The organism is Streptomyces actinomycinicus, from assembly GCF_016741775.1.
Taxonomy (GTDB): domain Bacteria; phylum Actinomycetota; class Actinomycetes; order Streptomycetales; family Streptomycetaceae; genus Streptomyces; species Streptomyces actinomycinicus.
The window spans coordinates 358,269-380,476 of sequence record NZ_JAERRK010000003.1 but is presented as its reverse complement, the minus strand read 5'-3'; the positions used below and the strand labels follow the sequence as shown (position 1 = coordinate 380,476).

The window sequence follows — 22,208 nt, the reverse complement described above, 5'->3', positions numbered from 1 at the left end:
TTGGGGTGTGTGAGGGATACGGGGACCCTGGGGAAGGCGCGGAGGAACTGAGGCTGTGGGCAACAGAAGGCGTGTCGCCGAGCGACGGAAGACCCGTCCTGCCGTACTCGGCGGAATGATCGCCGTGGTGGTCGGGGGCGCCGGGTTCGGCGTCTACGCGCTCTACGGCGGCGGCGCCGCGGCCGACGACCGGCCCGGCGGCGGGGCCGGCCACAAGGCCGTCCGCACCGGCCCGCTCACCGCGGCCGAGGTCCGTACCGCCACCACCCGCTTCCTCACCGCCTGGCAGCACGGCAAGGTCACCGAGGCGGCGGCCGCCACCGACGACCCGTCCGCCGCAGCCGAACTGCTCACCGGCTACACCAAGGACGCCCGCCTGAAGGCCGTGACGCTCACCCCTGGGGCGGCGACGGGCGCCAAGGTGCCGTTCTCGGTGAAGGCGACGGTGTCGTACCGGGACCTCAGCAAGCCGCTGGCCTACGGCAGTTCGCTCACCGTCGTACGGCGGCCGGGCGACGGCAAGCCGCTGGTCGACTGGCACTCGGCCGTCGTGCACCCGGACCTGAAGGACGGCGACACGCTGGTCACCGGCGAGTCCGGCACCCCGCCCGTCAAGGCGCTGGACCGGGACGGCGACGAGCTGACGGCGGCCCGGTACCCGTCCCTGGGCACCGTGCTGGACGGGCTGCGGGAGAAGTACGGCAAGACGGCGGGCGGCAAGGCGGGCGTCGAACTGCGCGTGGTGCGCGGCAAGGCGGCCAAGGCGGCGAAGCTGTCCGCCAAGACGCTCGTGGAGCTGAGCAAGGGCACACCGGGCACGGTGAAGACGACGCTGAACCCGTCCCTGCAGGCTGCGGCCGAGCAGCAGGTGGCCGGGCGGGCGCGGGCCTCGGTGGTCGTGCTGCGCCCCTCGACCGGTGAGATCCTCGCCGTCGCCAACAGCGGGCACGGCTTCAACACCGCCTTCCAGGGCTCCCTCGCGCCGGGCTCCACGATGAAGATCATCACGTCGTCGCTGCTGATCGAGAAGGGCCTGGCGGCGGCCGACAAGAGCCACCCCTGCCCGAAGACGGTCACCTACGGCGGCTGGAAGTTCCACAACGACGACGACTTCGAGATCAAGGGCGGCACGTTCAAGGCGAGCTTCGCCCGCTCCTGCAACACCGCCTTCATCAGCCAGGCGAAGAAGCTGAAGGACGACGACCTGACCAAGCAGGCCCAGCAGGTCTTCGGGCTGTCGATGAACAACTGGGCGATCGGTGTGCCCACCTTCGACGGCTCGGTGCCGGTGCAGTCCGCGGCACAGATGGCGGCCTCGCTGATCGGGCAGGGCGGGGTGCGCATGAACCCGCTGAACATGGCGTCGGTCGCGGCCACCGTGAAGTCGGGCTCCTTCCACCAGCCGTACCTGGTGTCGCCGTCGGTCGACCACCGCACCCTGGCCACCGCCTCGCGCGCCCTGCCGGCCAAGGCGCTCTCGCAGCTGCGCGAGCTGATGCGGTACACGGCCGCGTACGGCACGGCCGCCGAGGCCATGTCGGGGCTCGGCCCGGACTACGGCGCGAAGACCGGTTCGGCCGAGGTCGACGGGCAGAAGAAGCCGAACGGCTGGTTCACCGCCTACCGGGGCGACCTGGCCGCGGCGGGCGTGGTCCAGGCGGGCGGACACGGCGGCGACTCGGCGGGCCCGATCGTGGCGAAGCTGCTGAAGACGGGCGGCTGACCGACGGCCGAGGGGGCGGTCAGCCGCGCACGGTCGACCGGGTGCCGACGGTGTCGACGGTGTAGGTGCGGCGGAGGAAGCGGAACAGCGCCTTCGACTCGAACTGCACCACCGAGACACCGTGGTCGGTGTGGAACTCGACGACGGCCTGGACGCGTCCGCACGGCCACACGCGGACGTCGCCGCTCTCGACCGGGGCCCGCAGCCCCTGTTCGAGCAGCGCGCGGGAGAACGTCCACTCGTGCGGTCCCGGCAGGCCGACCCGTACCGATCGTGGATCGGAGTCGGGGTCGTACCGCAGCATGACGGGTACGGCCCCCGGGTCCTCCTCGTCCGTGACGATGTGGGCGCGCGCGTACTGTTCGACTACAGACATCGGACCGCCCTCTCACGCTGTGTGACCCAAGCGAAAGCCATGCATCCGCTTTCTCTCCAATGTCCCACATTTTCCGCTTTGCGCCCGCGGAAAACGGAAACCTCGTCTCTCTTGCAAGAGGTTCGCAACAAGGCCCTAAAATCGTACGGTGCACGTACCTGACGGATTCATCGACGCCCCGACCTCCGCGATCACCGGAGTGGTCGCCGCCGGCGCCCTCGCGGTGAGCCTGCGCGGTGCCCGCCGCGAACTGGGAGCCACCTCCCGCGCGGGCGAAGCCGAGTACGGGGGAGAGCGCACCGCCCCGCTGGCCGGCCTGGTGGCGGCGTTCATCTTCGCCGTACAGATGCTCAACTTCCCGGTCGCCGCCGGGACCAGCGGGCATCTGCTGGGCGGGGCCCTCGCCGCGATCCTCGTCGGCCCGTACACAGCCGTCCTGTGCGTGTCGGTCGTGCTGCTGATGCAGGGCGTGCTGTTCGCCGACGGCGGGCTCACCGCGCTCGGGGTGAACATCACCGACATGGCCCTCGTCACCACCGTGGTGTCGTACGCCGTCTTCCGCGGCCTGCTCGCGGTCCTGCCCCGCAAGCGGCGCTCGGTGACCGTGGCCTCCTTCGTCGCCGCGCTCGTGTCGGTGCCCGCCGCGGCGGTCGCCTTCACGCTGATCTACGCGGTCGGCGGCACCACCGACGTCTCCATCGGCAAGGTCGCGACCGCGATGATCGGCGTGCACGTGCTGATCGGCATCGGTGAGGCGGTCATCACCGCGCTCACCGTCGGCGCCGTCATCGCCGTACGCCCGGACCTCGTGTACGGCGCGCGCGGCCTGCGGCAGCGGCTCCGGCTGCGCGTGAACGGCACCCTGGTGGACGCGCCCGCGCCCACCACGCCCGTCGCCGCGCGCACCTCCCGGCGCACGCTGTGGGTGACCGGCCTCGTCACCTCCCTCGTCCTCGCCGGCTTCGTCAGCTTCTACGCCTCCTCGAACCCGGACGGCCTGGAGAAGGTCGCGCACGACAAGGGGATCGACGAGAAGACCGAGGAGCATGCCGCGGCCGGCTCGCCGCTCGCCGACTACGGCGTCAAGGACGTCTCCGACGCCCGGCTGTCCGGTGGTCTCGCCGGTGTGATCGGAGTCGGCGTCACGGTCGTCGCGGGCAGCACGGTGTTCTGGGCGCTGCGCCGTCGGCGCAGCGCCGACGTCTCCCCCGTCGACACCGGCGTCTGACGTGGGAGCCGGACACGCGCACAGGCTGTACCGGCACGGGCACTCGCCCGTGCACGCCCTGCCTCCGCACACCAAGCTCGCCGCCGCCCTCCTGTTCGTGGTGGTCGTGGTGTCGACCCCGCGTGAGGCGATGTGGGCGTTCGCCCTGTACGCGGTGCTGCTCGCCGGCGTCGCCCACCATGCGCGCGTGCCCGCCGGTTTCCTCCTGAAACGGCTGCTGATCGAGGTGCCGTTCGTCGCCTTCGCGGTCCTCATGCCGTTCGTGGCGGAGGGCGAGCAGGTACGGGTGCTGGGACTCTCCCTGAGCGTCAACGGGCTGTGGGGTGCCTGGAACGTGCTCGCCAAGGGCACCCTCGGCGTCGCCGCCTCCGTGCTCCTGGCCGCCACCACCGAGCTGCGCGAACTCCTGCTCGGGCTGCAGCGGCTGAAACTGCCGCCGCTGCTGGTGCAGATCGCGTCCTTCATGATCCGCTACGGTGACGTCATCACCGACGAGATGCGCCGGATGCGGATCGCCCGCGAGTCACGTGGCTTCGAGGCCCGGGGCGTACGCCACTGGGGCGTGCTCGCCAAGTCCGCCGGCGCGCTGTTCATCCGCTCCTACGAGCGTGGCGAGCGCGTGCACCTGGCCATGATGAGCCGGGGGTACGCCGGTGCGATGCCGGTCATCGACGAGGTGACCGCGTCCGGCGCGCAATGGCGCCGCGCCCTCACGCTCCCCTGTGCCGCCCTCGTCGTCTGTCTGCTGGGATGGGTCCTGTGACTGCTTCTCTGGAGGTCTCCGGCCTCGCCTTCGCCTACCCGGACGGCCATCAGGCCTTGTTCGGGGTCGACTTCTCCCTCGCACGCGGCGAGCGGGTCGCCCTGCTCGGCCCCAACGGCGCCGGCAAGACCACGCTGGTGCTGCACCTGAACGGCATCCTGGGCGGCGGCACCGGCTCGGTGACCGTGGCCGGGCTGCCCGTCGGCAAACAGCACATGGCGGCGATCCGGCAGAAGGTCGGCATCGTCTTCCAGGACCCGGACGACCAGCTGTTCATGCCGACCGTGCGGGAGGACGTGGCCTTCGGGCCGGCCGCCGCCGGGATCAGGGGGGCCGCGCTGGAGGAGCGGGTGCGCGGCGCTCTGGAGCGGGTCGGGATGCAGGACTTCGCAGACCGGCCGCCGCACCACCTGTCCTTCGGCCAGCGGCGCCGGGTCGCGGTGGCCACCGTGCTCGCCATGGAGCCGGAGATCCTCGTCCTGGACGAGCCGTCCTCCAACCTGGACCCGGCCTCGCGCCGCGAACTCGCCGACATCCTGCGCTCCCTGGACGTCACCGTCCTCATGGTCACGCACGACCTGCCGTACGCCCTGGAGCTGTGCCCGCGCTCGCTGATCCTGAGCGAGGGCGTGATCGCGGCGGACGGCCCGACCGGCGAGCTGCTCTCCGACGACACCCTGATGCGGGCGCACCGGCTTGAGCTGCCGTTCGGCTTCGACCCGGCGTCCGTGACAATGGGCGCGTGACGAACCAGGACCCTGCCGTCGAGGGCTCGATGCTGCTGGACGACCAGCTGTGCTTCGCGCTGTACGCCGCGCAGCGCGCCGTGACCGCCGCGTACCGTCCCCTGCTGGACGACCTGGGGCTGACCTATCCGCAGTACCTCGTGCTGCTGGTCCTGTGGGAGCGCGGCGAGACCAGCGTGAAGGAACTGGCGGCCGCCCTGCGGCTGGACTACGGCACCGTCTCGCCGCTGCTGAAGCGGCTGGAGGGGGCGGGGCTGGTACGCCGGGAGCGCGCGGTCGGCGACGAGCGCTCGGTTCTGGTCGCGTGCACCGGGCGCGGCGAGGTGCTCCGGGAGCGCGCGGCGCGCGTACCAGGCGCCCTGCTCACGACCACGGGTCTCGGCGCCCAGGAGGTCGCGCACCTGCGCGAACAGCTGTGGAACCTCACCGAACGCGCCACCACGGCAGCCGACCGCCACTGATCCCGTGCGCAGGCCGGCGCCTGCCCCCCCGGCGGCCGGCCAACCGCTGACTCCCCGCACCGGCCGGCGCCTGACCCCCGGCAGCCGGCCGACCGCTGACTCCGCGCACCGGCCGTCGACCGCCGCCGGTCCCGGACCGCTCCCTCGGTACCCCTGCCCGAGGCTGCTGACCTACCAGCCAGTACCTTGTGCACGATGTACTTGTGCGCCACTTGTTCCGGGGGAGGCCGGTCATGACCGAGGGCACCACTGTCGACACCCGCCCGACGAAGATCATGTACGTCGCCGAGGCCACCGCCCACGGCGGCCGGGACGGCTACGTGACCAGCCAGGACGGGCGGCTCGAGCTGAAGGTCGCGATGCCGCCGGCACTGGGCGGCGACGGCAACGGCACCAACCCGGAGCAGCTGTTCGCGGCCGGCTACAGCACCTGCTTCCACAACGCGCTGATCCTGGTCGGCAACCGCGAGGGCTACGACCTCACCGGTTCCACGGTGGCCGCGAAGGTCGGCATCGGCCCGAACAGGCAGCGCGGATACGGCCTCGCGGTCGCCCTCAGCGTCTCCCTGCCGGTGCTGGACCCGGAGGTGGCGACCCGGCTGGTGGACGCGGCGCACGAGGTCTGCCCCTACTCGAACGCCACCCGCGGCAACATCGATGTAACGATTCTGCTCGGCTGATCCCGCCAAGGAATCGCAGGCGCGGACCACCTGTTGGACCCACTGTCGCAGGCGATCGGAAGGGACGGCGGACGTGGACGTGAACGGCACTGTGGCCGACGGCTTCGAGCCGGTCAGGGAGGCGTTCGCCGCGAACTTCGCGCTGCTCGGCGAGCGCGGCGCGGCCGTGGCCGTCTACCGGGACGGGCACAAGGTCGTGGACCTGTGGGCCGGCACCAAGGACGTGGACGGCACGGCTCCCTGGGAGCCCGGGACCGCGCAGATCGTGCGCTCCGCGACCAAGGGCGTCGTGGCCGCCGGACTGCTGCTCCTGCACCAGCGCGGCGAGCTGGACCTGGACGCCCCGGTCGGCACGTACTGGCCCGAGTACAAGGCGGCCGGCAAGGAGCACACGCTCGTCCGGCACCTGCTCGCGCACCGTGCGGGCGTACCCGTGCTGGACCGCCCGCTGACCCCCGCCGAGGCCGCCGACCCGGAGCTGGGCGCCGCGGCCGTCGCCGCACAGGCACCGGTGTGGGAGCCGGGCACGGACCACGGCTACCACGCCCAGACCTTCAGCTGGCTCGCCGGCGAGCTGCTCCGCCGGGTCACCGGCCGCCCGGCCGGCGCGTGGCTGGCCGACGAACTGGCCCGGCCGGTCGGCGCCGATCTGTGGCTCGGCCTGCCCGAGTCGGAGCAAGCGCGCGTGGGCCGCGTCGGGCCGGTGGACGCACCCGAGAGCGCGGGCGGCCTGAGAACCCGCCCGAAGCGCGCGGTGGCCGAGGCCTACGCCGACCCGGAGTCGCTGACCCGCCGGGCGTTCGCCGCGATCACCCCGCTGCCCGACGAGAACGCCCCCGCCTACCGCGCCGCCGCCCTGCCCGCGTCCAACGGCATCGCCACCGCCGACGGACTGGCCCGCTTCTACGCCTCGCTCATCGGCGAGGTGGACGGCGGCACCCGGCTGTTCACCCCGGAGACGGCCGCGCTGGCCCGTACCGAGCAGTCCGCCGGGCCCGACCGGGTCCTGGTGGTCGGCACCCGCTTCGGCCTCGGCCACATGCTGCACGGCGCGGCGTCCCCGCTGCTCTCCCCCGGCTCCTTCGGCCACCCCGGCCGCGGCGGCGCGCTCGCCTTCGCCGACCCGGAGACCCACGTCGCCTTCGGCTACGTCACCAACGGATTCCGCAAGAGCGTGACGGCGGACCCGCGGGCGCAGGCGCTGGTGCGAGCGGTGCGCACGGCGCTCGCCTAGGACTCGGCCGCCCCGGGCGTGCGTCACACGTTGATCGGGTGCGAGGTCCGGCCGGACTCCGCGTCGATCTCGTCGTGGGCCTTGGTGAGCAGCCGCATCGCCAGTTCGTTGAGGGCGCGCGCACCGGCGATCTCCTCGCCGACCCGGGGCTGGTTCGCGTCGACGCTGTGCCGGCTGGCCCGGCCGTGCGCCCGGACCTCGGTACCGTCGGCCAGGCGCACCATGGCCACCGCGCGCGTGTGCTGGTCGTCCTCCTCCTTGAACTCCAGCTCGACGTGCCATCCGACAGCGGTGTGCATCATGTCGAACACCTCCCAGAAACCGCTGCTTCCAGGGTGCGCCAGGGTGCCCGCGTCGTCATGTCGGCACCGCCCGCTATCCGGCGCGCAGCATCAGCCCGATCCCAGCCACCAGCAGCCCGGCCGCCGCGATCCGGGGTGCGCCGAAGCGCTCCTTGAAGAACAGGGCGCCGATGGCCGCGCCGACGATGATGGACGACTCGCGCAGGGCGGCGATGGGGGCGAGCGCGGCACGGGTCTGGGCCCACAGGACCAGGGCGTACGCGGCGACGGAGAGGGCGGCGCCGAGGAAGCCGAGTCCGGCGTACGGCCGCAGCAGCCGGGCGGCCCCGCCCCGCTCGCGTGCGTACATGTACGCGGGCACCACGACGCCCTGGAGGACCATCAGCCAGGCTATGTATCCGAGCGGCGAGTGCGAGGCGCGTACGCCCATGCCGTCGATGACCGTGTACGCGGCGATCGTCAGACCGGTCGCCAGGGCCGCGCCGATCGCCGCCCAGTCGGGCCGGCGTCCGCGCAGTCCCCACAGGCTGACGCCGGTGAGCCCGAGGCAGGACACGGCGATGCCGGCCATCGCCCAGGCGCCGGGCACCTCGTGGGCGAAGACGGCGGCCAGCACCGTGACCACGAGCGGGGCGCTGCCGCGCGCGATGGGGTAGGCCTGTCCGAAGTCGCCCAGCCGGAACGAGGTCATCAGCAGGGCGTAGTAGGCGATGTGCACCGCCGCGGAGACCAGCAGGAACGGCCACGCGGGTCCCGCCGGGACGGCCACGAAGGGCAGCGCGGCGAGCCCGATCAGCACCCCGCCGCCGGAGATCAGGGTGAAGCCGACCAGCTTGTCGGGGATGCGGTGCGCGATGGCGTTCCAGCTCGCGTGGGTGACGGCGGCGAGCAGGACGGCCGTCGCGACGAGCGGGGTCACGCGGTGCGCTCGCGGACGTCCACCAGGGCGGCGCCGGCGTGGGCGACCAGTTCCTCGCAGATCCGGCTCAGTTCACACCCGATCGCGGTGGCGGCGTCGGCGGCGGTCCTGGTGCCCTCGGGGAACCGGCGGGTACGCGCGAGGACATCGTCCGGCCCGAGCGCCCGCAGCGCTTCGGCGAACCGGGGGTGCGCCCCGGGCTCTTCGGCGTCGGTGGCGGCTGTCGTCGTCATGAACGGCACGCTAGCGGTGGCTGCACGGCACACGCGAACGAGTTGTCCGCCGGCCCGCCCGGCACCGGTTGCCGGCCACCTGGGAGGCCCGGCACCGGCGCGGGGCGGGGCGGGGCAGCGAAAAGCCGGTGAGGGTGCAGCCCCGTCCCCACGGGCACCCTCACCGGCCGCTGTGCGGTCAGAGGCGGTACGTCAGGCGCGTACCAGCTCCCTGTCCTGGCCGGGGTCGGAGTCCCTGCGCTCCTCGGCCGAGCGCAGGCCCTCGCCCTCGACGTCCACGTTGGGCAGCGCGCGGTCCAGCCACTTCGGCAGCCACCAGGCGCGCTTGCCGAGCAGGGCGAGCACCGCCGGGACGATGGCCATGCGGACGATGAACGCGTCGAAGAAGACGGCGATCGCGAGGCCGAAACCGATCATCTTGACCATCGACTCGCTGGAGCCGATGAAGCCGGAGAAGACGGCGATCATGATGACGGCGGCGGCGGTCACCACCCGTGCGCCGTGCCGGAAGCCCGTCACCACGGCCTGGCTGGGCTTCTCGCCGTGGACGTACGCCTCCCGCATCCGGGTCACGAGGAAGACCTCGTAGTCCATCGCGAGGCCGAAGACGACGCCCACCATGAAGATCGGCATCATCGACATGACCGGGCCGGTCTGCTCGACGTTCATCAGGCCGGACAGCCAGCCCCACTGGAAGACCGCGACGACCGCCCCGAGGGCCGCGAGCACACTGAGCAGGAAGCCGAGGGCCGCCTTCAGCGGGACGAGGACCGAGCGGAAGACCACGATCAGCAGGAGGAAGGCGAGGCCGACCACCAGGGCGAGGTAGGGCAGGAGCGCGTCGTTCAGCTTCTGCGAGACGTCGATGTTCATCGCGGTGGAGCCGGTGACCAGGACCTCGGAGCCGGTCTTCGCGGCGATGTCCGCGCCCTTGTCGCGGATCGCGTGCACCAGGTCCTCGGTCGTCGCCGAGGACGGCTTGGACTTGGGCACGACGGTGATCGTCGCGGTGTCGCCGGCCTTGTTGGGCGTGGCCGGGGTGACCGTGACGACGTCCTTCAGGCCCTTGATCTCCTTGCCGACCTCCTTGAACGCGGCCTTCGGACGGGCGCTGTCCTTGGCGTCGACGACGACCATCAGCGGGCCGTTGAAGCCGGGTCCGAAGCCGTCGGAGAGGAGGTCGTAGGCGCGGCGCTGGGTGGTGGAGACGGGCTGGGAGCCGTCGTCCGGCAGGCCCAGCTCCAGGGACGAGGCCGGCAGCGCCGCCGCGCCCAGGCCGAGCACACCGAGCAGCAGGACGGCGACCGGCCGGCGGACGACGAAGCTGGCCCAGCGGGTGCCCATGTTGGGGCGGCCCGGCTTCTTCGGGGTACGGCCGCCGCCGAGCAGCTTGCTCTTCTCGCCGGTGGGCTTGATCTTCCGGCCGGCGTAGCCGAGGAGCGCCGGGATCATCGTCAGGGCGATGAGGACGGCGATGGCGACGGTGCCCGCGGCGGCGACGCCCATCTTCGTCAGCATCGGGATGTTGACGACGGACAGGCCGACCAGGGCGATGACGACGGTCAGGCCGGCGAAGACCACCGCCGAGCCCGCGGTGCCGACGGCACGGCCGACGGCCTCCTCGCGCTCGCGCCCCTCGGCGAGTTCGGCGCGGTAGCGGGAGACGATGAACAGGGCGTAGTCGATACCGACGGCGAGGCCGATCATCGACGCCAGGGTGGAGGTCGTCGAGCCGAGGTCCAGGGTGTCGGCGAGCGCGGTGATCGTGGAGACGCCGATGCCGACACCGATGATCGCGGTCAGCAGCGGGAATCCGGCGGCGAGCAGGGAGCCGAAGGTGATGACGAGGACGACGGCGGCGATCGCGATACCGATGACCTCGCTGGAGCCGGTCTCGGGCGTCGCGTTCAGCGCGTCACCGCCGACCTCGACGGTCAGCCCGGCGTCCCGCGCGTGCTGCGCGGCCTCCTTCAGGGCGTCCCGCGAGGAGTCCTCCAGTTCCATGCCGGAGACCTTGTACTTCACCGAGGCGTAGGCGATGGAGCCGTTCTTGCTGACGGCGTGTCCGACGTAGGGGTCGGCGACGGAGGCGACCTCGGAGCCGGTCCCCAGCTCCTTGACGGTCTTCTTGACGGTCGCCCGGTTGGCGGCGTCCGTCATCTTCTCGCCGCTCGGCGCCTTGAAGACCACCCGTGCGGTCGCGCCGTCGGCGCTCATGCCGGGGAAGCGCTGTTCCAGCAGGTCGAAGGCCTTCTGGGCCTCGGTGCCGGGGATGGAGAAGGACGTGTTGCCCGCCGCCGGCGCGGAGGCGGCGCCCACCCCGGCGAGGGTGAGCAGGGCAACCCATATCAGGGCGACGAAGTGCCGTCGCCGGAAGGCGAGCCGGCCGAGTTTGTAGAGGAACGTGGCCACGGAGGCGTACTCCCGGTCATGTCGTGGGACGTGTGGGCAGGGATGGTCAGCCCGACGACGTGAGCGGTGACGTCAGGTGGTGGGCTTGCGTGGTGGGGAGATCAGGTGGGGCGTACGCCGAGGGCGGGGAGCACCACGGCGTCGATGTACGAGAGAAGGAAGTCCTGCGTCGGGGGTCGTTCGTCGATCAGGGTGCGGGCGGCGAACCCGCCGATCATCATGTGCATCACGTAGTCGATCGCGGGGTTGTCCGCACGGACCTCACCCCGGTCGACCGCCCGCTGCAGCACCCGGCGGAACTCCGCCATCTCCGGCTCGATCAGGTGCTCGCGGAACGCCTTGCGGAGGTCCGCGTTGCCGTGCATCGCCATCGCCAGGCCTCGCATCAGCGCGGCGTTCTGCTCCATCTCGCAGTCGTCGGAGCGCAGCGTGAGGGCGTGCAGGTCACCCCTGAAGGAACCGGTGTCGACCGCGTCGGCCGAACCGCCCGGCTTGTTGTGCCGCACGGCCTTCGCCACCAGCTCGGCCTTGCCGCCCCACTGGCGGTAGAGCGTGGCCTTGCTGGACCGGGTGCGGGTGGCCACGGCGTCCATGGTCAGGGCGTCGTAGCCGACCTCCCGGAGCAGGTCGAGCACGGCCTCGTACAGCTCGGCCTCCCGCTCGGGCGTGATCCGGCTGCGACGCCCCGGTGCGAGCACCGGTTCCACCGGTGCGGCTGACACCGCGCCTCTGGATGCGGCTTCGGTCATGCCGGTCACCTTCCCGCTCCGGAGCCTTCGACTTCGTACTCCATGAAGATACCCCCCGAGGGAGCGAAACGAAACCGTTTCGTACGTGTGCTGGGTCACGGAGGTGAAGAGCCCATAAGTTGCTGCGGCCCCTTGAGCGGAAAAGCATGGGGAGGTGAGCTATCTGCGCCTTCCCCATCTCAGTGGCGACCTGCTCTGCTTCGTGGCCGAGGACGACCTCTGGCTGGCCCCGCTCGACGCCCCGGGCCGCGCCTGGCGGCTCACCGCGGACCGCACCAAAGCCGGTCACCCGCGCTTCTCCCCCGACGGCCGCCGCATCGCGTACACGACCTGGCGCAGCCTCGTCCCCGAGATCCACCTCGTCGGCGTCGACGGCGGCGGCCCCGCAAGGCAGTTGACGTACTGGGGCAGCGCCGACACCCAGGTGTGCGGCTGGACCCCCGACGGCGACATCCTGGCCGTGGCCTCCCACGGCCAGCCCTTCTCCTATTTCACCTGGGCCTACAAGGTCCCGCCCGACGGCGATCCGGGCGGCCGGCTGCCCTGGGGGCCAGTCTCCGACATCCAGGTCGCCGACGTCGCCGGCGAACACAAGACCCTGCTGCTGACCGGCACCCCGCCGCACGAACCGGCGTCCTGGAAGCGGTACCGCGGCGGCGCCATGGGCCGGCTGTGGCTGCACGGACAGCGGCTGCTGCCCGAGATCGAGGGCCACCTGGCCTGCCCCATGTTCGTCGCCGGCCGGATCGCCTTCCTCTCGGACCACGAGGGCGTCGGCAATCTCTACTCCTGCGCCCACGACGGCACCGACCTGCGCCGCCACACCGACCACGACGCCTTCTACGCCCGGCACGCCTCCAGCGACGGCAGCAGGGTGGTCTACCAGTGCGCGGGCGACCTGTGGCTGGTGGACGACTTCTCCCCGGGCGGCACACCGCGCCGGCTCGGCGTCAGGCTCGCCGGACCGCGCACCGGCCGCCGCCGCTACCAGGTGCCGGCCGCGCAGAACGTCAACGGCATCTCCGTGGACGAGACCGGGCGGGCCAGCGCGGTCGTCGTGCGCGGCAGCCTGTACTGGCTCACCCACCGCGACGGCCCCGCCCGCACGATGACCGACACGCCCGGCGTCCGGGTACGGCTTCCGGAGATGCTGGGCTCCACCGGCCAGGTCGCCTACGTCACCGACGCCGAGGGCGAGGACGCGGTCGAGATCGCCCACCTCCCCCGCGCCACCGGCGACCGCCCGCCCCGCCGGTTGGCCTCCGGCGAGCTGGGCCGCGTCCTGGAACTGGTCTCCGACCCCGAGGGCGAACGACTGGCCGTCGCGTCCCACGACGGGCGACTGCTGCTGATCGACGTGACGGAGCCGGCGGAAGAAGGGGCCGGAAGCGGTCCCGCGGAGGAGCCGGAGGAAGAAGGGGCCGGAACCGGTCCCCCGGAGGAGCCGGAGGCCACCGCGGCCCCTGACGGGGAAATGGGCGCCGGCTCCGGGCGGGAAGCCGGCACGGACACTGCCGAGGAGACCGGCGGCGACGCGAAGCGGGGGGCGGCCGCGGACTCTGCCCAGGATGCCGGTGCCGATGCCACGGCGGCCCCGGGGTCGACCGGCTCCGGTGACGCCGGTGATGCTGGTGACGGCAGTGACAACAGTGACGTCGACGACGCCGGTGACGGCAGTGACGCCGGTGACGGCAGTGACGGGAGTGGTGCCGGTGACTCCGCCTCGGCCGGTGCGGGGGGTGACTCCGGCTCGGCCGGTGCGGGGGGTGACGCCGGCTCGGCCGGTGTGGTGGTCGAGCTGATCCGGTCCGTCAACGGGCCCGTCCACGACCTCGCTTTCTCCCCCGACGGCTCCTGGCTCACCTGGTCGCACCCCGGCATCGGCCGCTCCCTGCGGCAGATCAAACTGGCCCGCATCAAGGACCGGCTGATCGTGGACGTGACGAACGGCCGCTTCGAGGACGAGAACCCCGTCTTCACGCGGGACGGCCGCTACCTCGCCTTCCTCTCCTGGCGCGGCTTCGACCCGGTGTACGACGTCCACACCGGCGACCTGTCCTTCCCGCTGGGCTGCCGCCCCTACCTCGTCCCGCTCTCCTCCGCGACCCCGTCACCCTTCGCCCTCAACCCCGAGGGCCGCCCGGCCGCCGGCGGACTGGACCCGCTGGAGGACGAGGAGACCGGCGAGGCCGGCACGGTGACGGTCGAGGTGGAGGGGCTGGCCAGCCGGGTCACACCGTTCCCGGTCATAGCGTCCAAGTACTCCGCGCTGCACCCGGTCGCGGGCGGCGGTCTGGTCTGGCTGCGCTGGCCGATCTCCGGTGCGCTCGGCGAGACCTTCGCCAGCCCGGACGACACCACCGGCCGCCCGACCCTCGAGTACTTCAACATCAGCAAGGCGAAGAAGTCCGAACTCGTCAGCCACCTCGACTGGTTCGCGGTGAGCGGCGACGGCTCCCGGCTGGTCGTGGTGGACGAGGGCGACCTGCGGGCGGTGCCGTCGACCGAGCCCGGCGACGGCGACACGACCGTCTGGATCGACCTGCGCCGCATCCTCCACCACGTCGACCCGCCCGCCGAGTGGCGCCAGGCCTACGACGAGGCCGGACGCCTGATCCGCAGCTACTTCTGGGACCCGGGCATGTGCGGCATCGACTGGGACGCGGTGCTCGAGCAGTACCGCCCGCTGGTCGAACGCATCGCCTCCCCCGACGAGTTCGCCGACCTGCTGCGCGAGGTCCTCGGCGAACTCGGCACCTCCCACGCCTACGTCACCGCCGCCCGCCGCAACGAGGGCCCGCCCCACTACCAGCGCTGGCAGGGCCTGCTCGGCGCCAACTTCGTCCGCCGCGACGGCCGCTGGCTGGTCAAGCGCATCCTGCCCGGCGACTCCTCCGACTCCAAGGCCCGCTCACCGCTGGCCGGCACGGGCATCCGCGAGGGCGCCGTCCTGACCCACGTCGACGGCCGCCCGGTCGACCCGGTCACCGGGCCCTACCCGCTGCTCGCCGGATCGGGCGGTACGACCGTGGAGCTGACCTTCACCCCGGCGGACGACGAGGCCGGCCGGGCCCGGCGGGTCGCCGTCGTCCCGCTCGTCGACGAACGCCCGCTGCGCTACCAGGACTGGGTGGCCAAACGCCGCGAGGTCGTCCGGGAGGCGAGCGGCGGAAAGTGCGGCTACCTGCACATCCCCGACATGGGCGGCTCCGGCTGGGCCCAGTTCAACCGCGACCTGCGCATGGAGGTGTCCCGGCCCGCACTGATCGTGGACGTGCGCGGCAACGCGGGCGGGCACATCAGCGAACTCGTCATCGAGAAGCTGACCCGCACGATCCTGGGCTGGGACCTGACCCGGGACGCGCAGCCGGTCTCGTACACCTCCAACGCCCCCCGCGGGCCCGTGGTGGCGCTGGCCGACGAGGCGACCTCGTCCGACGGCGACATGATCACCGCCGCGTTCAAGCTGCTGAAACTCGGCCCGGTCGTCGGCCAGCGCACCTGGGGCGGAGTCGTCGGCATGACCGGCCGGCACCGCCTGGGCGACGGCACGGTCATCACCGTGCCGATGAACGCGGCCTGGTTCGACGCCTACGGCTGGTCGGTCGAGAACCACGGCGTCGCCCCCGACCTGGAGATCATGCGCACCCCCCTGGACTGGGCGGAGGGCCGCCACGCCCAGCTCGTCGACGCGGTCGAACTGGCCCTGGAACTGCTGGAGTCCAACCCCGCGGCGGTCCCCCCGACCTACGACGACACCCCCAACAGGGCAAGACCACAACTCCCCCCACGGGCAGGGTGAGCAACTCACGCAGCAAGCCCCACGCCAAAGGGGCGCGGGGAACTGCGCGACAAGCCCGGACCGCGGGCAACTACGCGACAAGCCCCCACGTCAAAGGGGCGCGGGGAACTGCGCGACAAGCCCCCACGCACCCGCACCCGCACCCGCACCCATCGCAAAACCACCCCGGAAAAAGGCAAACGCAGGGCGCCCTCCCCGAAGGAAGGGCGCCCCACGTCAAGTCGGCCGAGGCCGACCGCACCGACTAGGCGTCGTAGTCCCGGTCGAAGCGGTCCTCCACCTGCTGCTCCGTGTCCTCGATGTCACGGAAGTTCTGCCGGCCCTGCTCGGGCTGCTGCCGCTGCCCCTTGCGGCCCTGCTGGCCGCCCTGCTGGCCGCCCGGCTGGCCGCTGCGCTGGCCGCTCTGCTGACCGGCCTTCTCGCGGCCCTGGCCGATCTTCTCCTTGGCCTGGTGCGACTTCTCCTGGAACTGGTCCTTCATACCCATGTGGGTTCACTCCCGTAGTGGGTGGGGGTGGGGGGTCGGCCCCGCTGTGGGGCCTCGACCAGATTCACACGGGCGAACACGGACTGCATGTCGATCAGTCACGGTGCGTAGCGCGCGCGGCCTCGTCCGCCGCCCCACCTGCGCCGACGAGCCCCGTGCGCATCCCCTGCAAGCGCGGCGCGAACCGCTGCATCTCGCGCTGGCCCACCGTCCCGATGAGCGCCGGGAGATACCCGCGCACGCCCTGCATGCCGCGCAGCCACCACTGCCCGTACACATGCGCCGAGCGCCGCTCGATCCCGGCGACGAGCCGGTCCACCGCGGGTCCCAGCGGGTACGTCTTGTTCGACGGCCACGGCAGCCGCTGCCGCAACTCCCGCATCACGTCGTCCTGGTCGGCGCCGCGCACCATGTCGGTGTCGGTCCAGGACAGGTAGCCGACGCCGACCCGCACCCCCTGGTGACCGACCTCGGCACGCAGACTGTGCGCGTACGCCTCCACCCCCGACTTGGACGCGCAGTATGCGGTCATCATCGGCGCCGGGGTGATCGCGGCGAGCGAGGCGATCTGCAGCAGATAGCCCCGGCTCTCGGTCAGCACCGGCAGGAACGCGCGCGCGGTCACCGCCGAACCGATCAGATTCACCTCGATCACGCGCCGCCACGCCTGCGGGTCGGAGTCGGCGAACGGACCGCCCGTCGCCACACCGGCGTTGGCGACCACGATGTCGACCTTCCCGAACCGCTCCTTCACCTCCTGCGCGACCCGGCTCATCGTCTCGTGGTCGGTGACGTCTGCGTACCAGTGGGCGCTGTCGCTGTGCAGCCGCCCGGAGACCTCCTTGAGCGCCTCCTCCTCCAGTCCGACCAGTGCGACCTTCGCCCCGCGCGCGGACAGCTTGCGCGCCAGCAGCTCACCGACGCCGCGCGCCGCTCCGGTGACGACGGCGACCTGTCCTTCGAGGCTGACCTTGCTCATGCGCCCTCCTTGATCTGCGCGGGTGTGGAACGGTTCTCGGGTTCCTGCACGGCCCCGGCACCGGTTCCGGACCCCGTGACGTACGTCCCGACGAGTTCCCGGATGCGGCCGGTCACCAGCTCGGGCGCCTCGATGGGGGTCATGTGGCCGGTGCCGGGCAGCTCGGTGAGACCGATGCAGTGCGGCAGCGCGGCGACCAGCGCACGGGCGTGTACGACGGGCGTGAGCCGGTCGTCGGCGCCGTGCAGCACGGCTGTCGGCGCGTGCAACTGGCCCACGCCGTGGTCGAGATCGAGCGCCGCGAGCACGGCCGCCCACGCGTGACGCACGGTGCGCGGGCAGGCGTGCACGATGCGCGCGCACGCCTCCACCCGGTGGGCGGCGGAACCGGCGCCCATGGTGGCGTACTTGAGGATGGTCTTCGCGACCGGCGTGACCGGTCCGAGGGGAGCGCGCGAGCCGAGGATGCGCCCGGTGATCCAGGTGCGGACCCGCCCCGCCCGCAACGGCAGCACACGGGACTCCGCGACCAGCCGCGAACTGCCCGTGCTGCACAGCAGGACGGCGGCGGCGTGCTCCCGGAGCCGGGGGCGCCCGGCCGCGGCCATGACCGTCATGCCGCCCATCGAGTGGCCGACGATCAGCGCCTGCTCCCCGGGCGCGAGGGTCGTGGCCAGCACCGCTTCGAGGTCGTCCGCCAGCGCCCGGGTGGTGCACACGGGGCTCGCGGGGCTGCGCCCGTGCCCCCTCTGGTCGTAGGCGATCACCCGGTGGTCGGCCGCCAGCTCTCGTATCTGGGCCGCCCAGAACGCCGTCGAGCAGGTCCAGCCGTGGGAGAGGACGACGGGGGGCGCCCCCTCGGGGCCGTGCACCTCGACGTGCAGCCGGGCGCCGTCGGCGGAGACGGCGGAGAGGGTGCGGGCGGGGACCGGCGGGGCGTAGGGGCCGCTGGTGACGAAGGCGGGACGGCTCATGCAGCGGCCTCGCTCTTCTGCGCGGCGCGCACTGTCCCCGGGCTCCCGGCGGCCTTCCGTACGACCTCGTACTCCGCGAGGTCGACCCGCCGGGTCGCGCGCCGGAACTCCGTCGTCGTACCGGGCCAGATGGTGGTGTTGCGCCCGCTCGCGTCCAGGTACCAGCTGGTGCAGCCGCCGGTGTTCCACACCGTCCGCTTCATGCGCTCCTGGACCTTGCGGTTCCAGTCCTCGACGGCCGCCGGCCGGGCATCGAGGGCCACACGGCCGCCGAGGACGTCCAGTTGCCGCAGATAGTCGGCCATGTAGTTCAGCTGGGACTCGATCATGAGGATCATGGAGGAGTTCCCGAGGCCGGTGTTGGGCCCGATGATCGTCATCCAGTTGGGGAACCCGGCGGCCGCGGCCCCGCGCAGCGCCTGCATGCCGTCCTTCCAGGACTCCGCGAGCGTGACGCCGTCCGCGCCGACCACGCGCTCGGCGATGGGCATGTCCGTGACGTGGAAGCCCGTACCGAAGACGATCGCGTCGGCCTCGGCCTCGGTGCCGTCGGCGGCCACGAGCGTGGACCCGCGGATCTCGCCGAGCCCGCTGGCCACGACGTCCACGTTCGGCCGGGCCAGCGCCGGGTAGTACTCGCTGGACAGCAGGATCCGCTTGCAGCCGATGCGGTAGTCCGGGGTGAGTCTGGCGCGCAGGGCCGGGTCCTTCACGGCGCGGGCCATGTTGCGCCTGGCGAGCTGCTCGACCAGGCCGAGTTCGTCCGGTCGCTTGGTGAACGCCTGCACCTGCAGTTCCCGGATGCCCCACAGCAGGCCGCGCCGGGCCTGGGCGGTGACGGGCAGCCGTCGGTGCAGCCACCGCTCGGCGCCGCTGATGGCGCGGTCGAGGCGGGGCATCACCCACGGCGGGGTGCGCTGGAACAGGGTGAGCCGGCCGACCTGCGGCTGGATGGCGGGCACGATCTGGATGGCGGAGGCGCCGGTGCCGACCATGGCGACCCGCTTGCCGCGCAGGTCGTAGTCGTGGTCCCAGCGGGCGGAGTGGAACACCTTGCCCGGGAAGGTCTCCAGCCCCGGGATCTCGGGGATCTTCGGGTCGGACAGCGGCCCGGTGGCGGAGACGACGACGTCGGCGGAGAGCGAGCCGCGGCTGGTCTCGATGTTCCACCGCAGGTTCTCGCCGTCCCAGGTCATCAGTTTGACCTCGGAGTCGAAGCGGATGTGCGGGCGCAGTCCGAAGAGGTCGGTGACGTGCTCCAGGTAGGCGCGGATGTGCCGCTGCCCGGAGAAGGTGCGCGGCCAGTCGGGGTTGGGGGCGAAGGAGAAGGAGTAGAGGTGTGAGGGCACGTCACAGGCGCACCCGGGGTAACTGTTGTCCCGCCAGGTGCCGCCTACGCCGGCGGCCCGCTCCAGGACGACGAAGTCGGTGATCCCTTCGCGGCGCAGCCGCACGGCGGCCCCCAGCCCGCCGAAGCCGGACCCGATCACCGCCACCCGTACATGCTCGTGCTCGGCCATCCCGAAGCCTCCACGCATCACCTAGGAACTCTGCCAGTGAACACTGGCGCAATGGGACTGTAGAGCAGCTCCGTACCGAGCGGTAGGGGGTGGGGGAAGGACGTTTGCGGCAGCCGCTCCGCCCCGGGCACCGGCGATTCACCATAGGCTTCGTGCGTGGCAGAGGACGCAGAACACCCGGAGCCGACCCACCGGGGCACCCATCCGGAGGCGGCGCAGACGGCGGCCGGACGCGAGTACCGCATGGAGGAGCTGGCCCGCCTGGCCGGCATCACCGTGCGCACACTGCGCTTCTACCGCGAGCGCAAACTGCTCCCGCCACCCCGCCGGGAGGGCCGTATCGCCTGGTACGACGACCACCACCTGGCCCGGCTGCGCACCATCGGCGCCCTCCTGGAGCGCGGCCACACGCTCAACGGCATCGCGGAACTGGCCGAGGCCTTCGATCACGGCCGGGACGTCGCCGACCTGCTCGGCGTGGGCACCCCCACCGAGGAGGAACCGGTCCGCCTCACTCCCGAGGAACTCGCCGCCCGCTTCGAGGGCGAGGTGACCCCCGAGAACCTCGCGGCCGCCATGGACCTCGGCTACCTCGGCACCGACGGCGACGAGATCGTCCACATCAGCCGCCGGCTGCTGGACGTCTCCTCGGCCCTGGTCCGCGAGGGCATCCCCCTCGCCGAGGTCCTCGCCTCCGCCGCCCGCGTCCGCGAGCACGCCGAGGCCCTGGCCGAACTCTTCACCACCCTGATCCTCCGCCACGGCCCCGAGGAGGACCTCCAGCGCCTGCGCCCGCTGGCCCGCAGTGTGGTGGAAGCGGAACTGTCCCTGGCCCTGGACCGCCGGCTGAACAAGGCCGACTAGAGGCCCCCGGCCGCCTTCAGAGGTCGTAGACGACGGTCACCGGGGCGTGGTCCGACCAGCGCTCGGCGTGCGTGGCCGCGCGCTCGACGAAACCCTTGACCGCCTTGCCGGCGAGCCCGGGCGTGGACACGTGGTAGTCGATGCGCCATCCCGAGTCGTTGTCGAAGGCCCGGCCCCGGTACGACCACCACGTGTACGGTCCCTCGACGTCCGGGTGCAGGGACCGGACGACGTCGACGTAACCGCCCTCGTCCATGGCGAGGACGCGGTCGAGCCACTCCCGCTCCTCCGGCAGGAAGCCGGAGTTCTTGCCGTTGGCGCGCCAGTTCTTGAGGTCGGCCCGCTGGTGGGCGATGTTCCAGTCGCCGCAGACGAGGACCTCGCGCCCGTCGGCGGCGGACCGCTCGCGCAGTTCCTTGAGGTGGGCGAGGAATTCGTCCATGAAGCGGACCTTCTCGTCCTGCCGTTCGGTGCCGACCTCGCCGGAGGGCAGATAGAGGGAGGCGACGGTGACGCCGGGCAGCTCGGCCTCGACGTAGCGCCCGCTGCCGTCGAACTCGGCCGAGCCGAAACCGACCCGGACCCGGTCGGGCTCGCGCCGGGTGTAGAGGGAGACGCCCGCGCGGCCCTTGGCCGCGGCCGGGGCGTGCACGACGTGCCAGCCCTCGGGCTGCCCGGCCTCCTGGGGCAGCTGGTGCGGCTCGGCACGCACCTCCTGCAGGCAGACGACGTCCGCCTCGGTCCCGGCGAGCCACTCCACGAAGCCCTTCTTCGCGGCGGCCCGCAGCCCGTTCACGTTCACCGAGGTCACAGTCAGCACCCCGGCACGATACCGGCACACTGGTCGGGGTCCGAAAAACCCCGGACTCCCGTCTACTGCATAGAAGTACGATACTCAGCATGATTATACGCCGTGTTCGTTTCGATCACCCCGACGCCGTGAAGCTCAACGACGAGGTCCAAGCCGAGTACCACCTGCGCTACGGCGACGGAGGCGACGCCACGGCCCTGGAGCCCACCGACTTCGACTCGCCCCGGGGCGTGTACCTGATCGCGTACGACGAGCACGACCGCCCCGTCGCCACCGGCGGCTGGCGCAGCCAGGACCGCAACGACGAGGGCAACCTGGACGGCGACGCCGAGTTGAAGCGGATGTTCGTCGTCGAGGCGATGCGCGGGCGGGGGCTCGCCCGCCGCATCCTCACGGCCCTGGAGGAGGACGCCCGTTCCGCCGGCCGCCTGCGCATGGTCCTGGAGACGGGCACCAAGCAGCCGGAGGCCATCGCCCTGTACACGTCCAGCGGCTATGCGCCGTGCGTCAAGTTCGGTTACTACCGGCACTACGAGGACAGCCGCTGCTTCGCCAAGCAGCTCTGAGCCCCGGCCACGTGGTGATCTCCGCCACTGACCGGGCGCGCCGGGCCCGGATCCGATCGGGCGGGCCGGGCCCGGATCTGTCCGGACCGGCCCGGTCGGCGGGTCGGGGGGCGGAGGGTCCCCTGTACGCCGTGAACGACGCACCCGGTGAACACCTCACCCCGTGAACGACGAAGATCCCGTCCGATCGTGATGATCGGCGGGATCTTCGTTCACCGCTCCTGAGCTGACTCAGGAACAGTCGTGCGTGGACCTGAGGGGATTTGAACCCCTGGCCCCCTCGATGCGAACGAGGTGCGCTACCGGACTGCGCCACAGGCCCTTGCAACGAGTGAAACTTTAGCATCCCGATCGGGGTGCTTGGAAATCCGTTCCCCGA

At 72.1% G+C, this 22,208-nt stretch carries 20 protein-coding genes, 1 tRNA gene and 1 pseudogene; 10 read left to right on the top strand and 12 right to left on the bottom strand.

Translation table 11 applies throughout. The features are described 5' to 3' along the window. Nucleotides 1-55 precede the first annotated feature (55 nt). The gene (locus tag JK359_RS08750) at nucleotides 56-1,723 is read left to right on the top strand and encodes a penicillin-binding transpeptidase domain-containing protein (protein ID WP_201833618.1); all 1,668 of its coding nucleotides are present in this window, start codon (nucleotides 56-58) and stop codon (nucleotides 1,721-1,723) included. A 19-nt stretch (nucleotides 1,724-1,742) separates the two neighbouring features. On the opposite strand, the gene JK359_RS08745 is transcribed toward JK359_RS08750, so the two are convergent. After that, complete coding sequence (locus tag JK359_RS08745) at nucleotides 1,743-2,099, bottom strand: SsgA family sporulation/cell division regulator (RefSeq protein WP_201833616.1); 357 nt, start codon at nucleotides 2,097-2,099, stop codon at nucleotides 1,743-1,745. Nucleotides 2,100-2,247: 148 nt separating this feature from the next. Here JK359_RS08745 and JK359_RS08740 point away from each other — a divergent pair, with 148 nt between their 5' ends. The 6 genes from JK359_RS08740 to JK359_RS08715 all read left to right on the top strand — a co-directional run bounded on the left by JK359_RS08740 (nucleotide 2,248) and on the right by JK359_RS08715 (nucleotide 7,211). After that, complete coding sequence (locus JK359_RS08740) at nucleotides 2,248-3,327, top strand: energy-coupling factor ABC transporter permease (protein WP_201833614.1); 1,080 nt, start codon at nucleotides 2,248-2,250, stop codon at nucleotides 3,325-3,327. A 1-nt stretch (nucleotide 3,328) separates the two neighbouring features. Next, complete coding sequence (cbiQ, locus tag JK359_RS08735; protein WP_201833612.1) at nucleotides 3,329-4,090, top strand: cobalt ECF transporter T component CbiQ; 762 nt, start codon at nucleotides 3,329-3,331, stop codon at nucleotides 4,088-4,090. Beyond that, nucleotides 4,078-4,836, top strand: a complete 759-nt coding sequence (locus JK359_RS08730) for an energy-coupling factor ABC transporter ATP-binding protein (RefSeq protein ID WP_201833610.1) — start codon at nucleotides 4,078-4,080, stop codon at nucleotides 4,834-4,836. The genes cbiQ and JK359_RS08730 overlap by 13 nt, the downstream gene beginning before the upstream one ends. Before the next feature lie 29 nt (nucleotides 4,837-4,865). Next, nucleotides 4,866-5,297: a MarR family winged helix-turn-helix transcriptional regulator gene (locus JK359_RS08725; protein ID WP_201833989.1), complete on the top strand. Its 432-nt coding sequence runs from the start codon at nucleotides 4,866-4,868 to the stop codon at nucleotides 5,295-5,297. Between the two features lie 233 nt (nucleotides 5,298-5,530). Beyond that, nucleotides 5,531-5,977, top strand: a complete 447-nt coding sequence (locus JK359_RS08720) for an organic hydroperoxide resistance protein (protein WP_201833609.1) — start codon at nucleotides 5,531-5,533, stop codon at nucleotides 5,975-5,977. Between the two features lie 73 nt (nucleotides 5,978-6,050). Then, a complete protein-coding gene (locus JK359_RS08715; RefSeq protein ID WP_201833606.1) occupies nucleotides 6,051-7,211 on the top strand; it encodes a serine hydrolase domain-containing protein in 1,161 nt (386 codons plus the stop codon). A gap of 23 nt (nucleotides 7,212-7,234) precedes the next feature. On the opposite strand, the gene JK359_RS08710 is transcribed toward JK359_RS08715, so the two are convergent. From JK359_RS08710 to JK359_RS08690, 5 genes and pseudogenes are all read right to left on the bottom strand, one after another. Then, a complete protein-coding gene (locus JK359_RS08710; RefSeq protein ID WP_201833604.1) occupies nucleotides 7,235-7,513 on the bottom strand; it encodes a DUF1876 domain-containing protein in 279 nt (92 codons plus the stop codon). 73 nt (nucleotides 7,514-7,586) lie between these two features. Continuing rightward, nucleotides 7,587-8,432: an EamA family transporter gene (locus JK359_RS08705; protein WP_201833602.1), complete on the bottom strand. Its 846-nt coding sequence runs from the start codon at nucleotides 8,430-8,432 to the stop codon at nucleotides 7,587-7,589. A 17-nt stretch (nucleotides 8,433-8,449) separates the two neighbouring features. Further along, nucleotides 8,450-8,665, bottom strand: a pseudogene (locus JK359_RS08700) (hypothetical protein); the annotation flags it as partial. A gap of 192 nt (nucleotides 8,666-8,857) precedes the next feature. Continuing rightward, a complete protein-coding gene (locus JK359_RS08695; RefSeq protein WP_201833600.1) occupies nucleotides 8,858-11,077 on the bottom strand; it encodes an MMPL family transporter in 2,220 nt (739 codons plus the stop codon). A gap of 101 nt (nucleotides 11,078-11,178) precedes the next feature. Beyond that, the gene (locus tag JK359_RS08690) at nucleotides 11,179-11,826 is read right to left on the bottom strand and encodes a TetR/AcrR family transcriptional regulator (RefSeq protein WP_201833598.1); all 648 of its coding nucleotides are present in this window, start codon (nucleotides 11,824-11,826) and stop codon (nucleotides 11,179-11,181) included. A gap of 154 nt (nucleotides 11,827-11,980) precedes the next feature. Here JK359_RS08690 and JK359_RS08685 point away from each other — a divergent pair, with 154 nt between their 5' ends. Then, a complete protein-coding gene (locus tag JK359_RS08685; RefSeq protein ID WP_201833597.1) occupies nucleotides 11,981-15,628 on the top strand; it encodes a S41 family peptidase in 3,648 nt (1,215 codons plus the stop codon). Between the two features lie 244 nt (nucleotides 15,629-15,872). Here the strand turns inward: JK359_RS08685 and JK359_RS08680 are convergent, their stop codons facing one another. The 4 genes from JK359_RS08680 to JK359_RS08665 all read right to left on the bottom strand — a co-directional run bounded on the left by JK359_RS08680 (nucleotide 15,873) and on the right by JK359_RS08665 (nucleotide 19,588). Further along, nucleotides 15,873-16,115, bottom strand: coding sequence for a hypothetical protein (locus tag JK359_RS08680; protein ID WP_201833596.1), 243 nt, complete (start codon nucleotides 16,113-16,115; stop codon nucleotides 15,873-15,875). A gap of 94 nt (nucleotides 16,116-16,209) precedes the next feature. Then, nucleotides 16,210-17,094: an SDR family oxidoreductase gene (locus tag JK359_RS08675; protein WP_201833595.1), complete on the bottom strand. Its 885-nt coding sequence runs from the start codon at nucleotides 17,092-17,094 to the stop codon at nucleotides 16,210-16,212. Further along, nucleotides 17,091-18,068: an alpha/beta fold hydrolase gene (locus JK359_RS08670; RefSeq protein ID WP_201833594.1), complete on the bottom strand. Its 978-nt coding sequence runs from the start codon at nucleotides 18,066-18,068 to the stop codon at nucleotides 17,091-17,093. Before JK359_RS08670 ends, JK359_RS08675 begins: the two co-directional genes overlap by 4 nt. Then, nucleotides 18,065-19,588, bottom strand: coding sequence for a flavin-containing monooxygenase (locus JK359_RS08665; RefSeq protein WP_201833593.1), 1,524 nt, complete (start codon nucleotides 19,586-19,588; stop codon nucleotides 18,065-18,067). Before JK359_RS08665 ends, JK359_RS08670 begins: the two co-directional genes overlap by 4 nt. A 243-nt stretch (nucleotides 19,589-19,831) precedes the next feature. Here JK359_RS08665 and JK359_RS08660 point away from each other — a divergent pair, with 243 nt between their 5' ends. Then, a complete protein-coding gene (locus tag JK359_RS08660; RefSeq protein ID WP_201833988.1) occupies nucleotides 19,832-20,452 on the top strand; it encodes a MerR family transcriptional regulator in 621 nt (206 codons plus the stop codon). A gap of 16 nt (nucleotides 20,453-20,468) precedes the next feature. Here JK359_RS08660 and JK359_RS08655 read toward each other — a convergent pair whose 3' ends face one another. Further along, on the bottom strand, nucleotides 20,469-21,272 hold the full coding sequence (locus JK359_RS08655) for an exodeoxyribonuclease III (RefSeq protein ID WP_201833592.1): 804 nt from the start codon (nucleotides 21,270-21,272) through the stop codon (nucleotides 20,469-20,471). 80 nt (nucleotides 21,273-21,352) lie between these two features. Between JK359_RS08655 and JK359_RS08650 the strand changes: the two genes are divergently transcribed. Then, nucleotides 21,353-21,829, top strand: a complete 477-nt coding sequence (locus JK359_RS08650; protein WP_201833590.1) for a GNAT family N-acetyltransferase — start codon at nucleotides 21,353-21,355, stop codon at nucleotides 21,827-21,829. A 248-nt stretch (nucleotides 21,830-22,077) separates the two neighbouring features. Here JK359_RS08650 and JK359_RS08645 read toward each other — a convergent pair. Next, nucleotides 22,078-22,151 (bottom strand) — tRNA-Ala (locus tag JK359_RS08645). Between the last annotated feature and the right edge of the window lie 57 nt (nucleotides 22,152-22,208).

Bases quoted from the DNA above. Each gene is read 5' to 3' on its own strand.
- JK359_RS08745 (WP_201833616.1), bottom strand. From the start codon at position 2,099: ATGTCTGTAGTCGAACAGTACGCGCGCGCCCACATCGTCACGGACGAG.
- JK359_RS08690 (WP_201833598.1), bottom strand. From the start codon at position 11,826: ATGACCGAAGCCGCATCCAGAGGCGCGGTGTCAGCCGCACCGGTGGAA.
- JK359_RS08665 (WP_201833593.1), bottom strand. From the start codon at position 19,588: ATGGCCGAGCACGAGCATGTACGGGTGGCGGTGATCGGGTCCGGCTTC.
- JK359_RS08725 (WP_201833989.1), top strand. From the start codon at position 4,866: ATGCTGCTGGACGACCAGCTGTGCTTCGCGCTGTACGCCGCGCAGCGC.
- JK359_RS08660 (WP_201833988.1), top strand. From the start codon at position 19,832: ATGGAGGAGCTGGCCCGCCTGGCCGGCATCACCGTGCGCACACTGCGC.
- JK359_RS08675 (WP_201833595.1), bottom strand. From the start codon at position 17,094: ATGAGCAAGGTCAGCCTCGAAGGACAGGTCGCCGTCGTCACCGGAGCG.
- JK359_RS08650 (WP_201833590.1), top strand. From the start codon at position 21,353: ATGATTATACGCCGTGTTCGTTTCGATCACCCCGACGCCGTGAAGCTC.
- JK359_RS08680 (WP_201833596.1), bottom strand. From the start codon at position 16,115: ATGGGTATGAAGGACCAGTTCCAGGAGAAGTCGCACCAGGCCAAGGAG.
- JK359_RS08720 (WP_201833609.1), top strand. From the start codon at position 5,531: ATGACCGAGGGCACCACTGTCGACACCCGCCCGACGAAGATCATGTAC.
- JK359_RS08670 (WP_201833594.1), bottom strand. From the start codon at position 18,068: ATGAGCCGTCCCGCCTTCGTCACCAGCGGCCCCTACGCCCCGCCGGTC.
- JK359_RS08730 (WP_201833610.1), top strand. From the start codon at position 4,078: ATGGGTCCTGTGACTGCTTCTCTGGAGGTCTCCGGCCTCGCCTTCGCC.
- JK359_RS08710 (WP_201833604.1), bottom strand. From the start codon at position 7,513: ATGATGCACACCGCTGTCGGATGGCACGTCGAGCTGGAGTTCAAGGAG.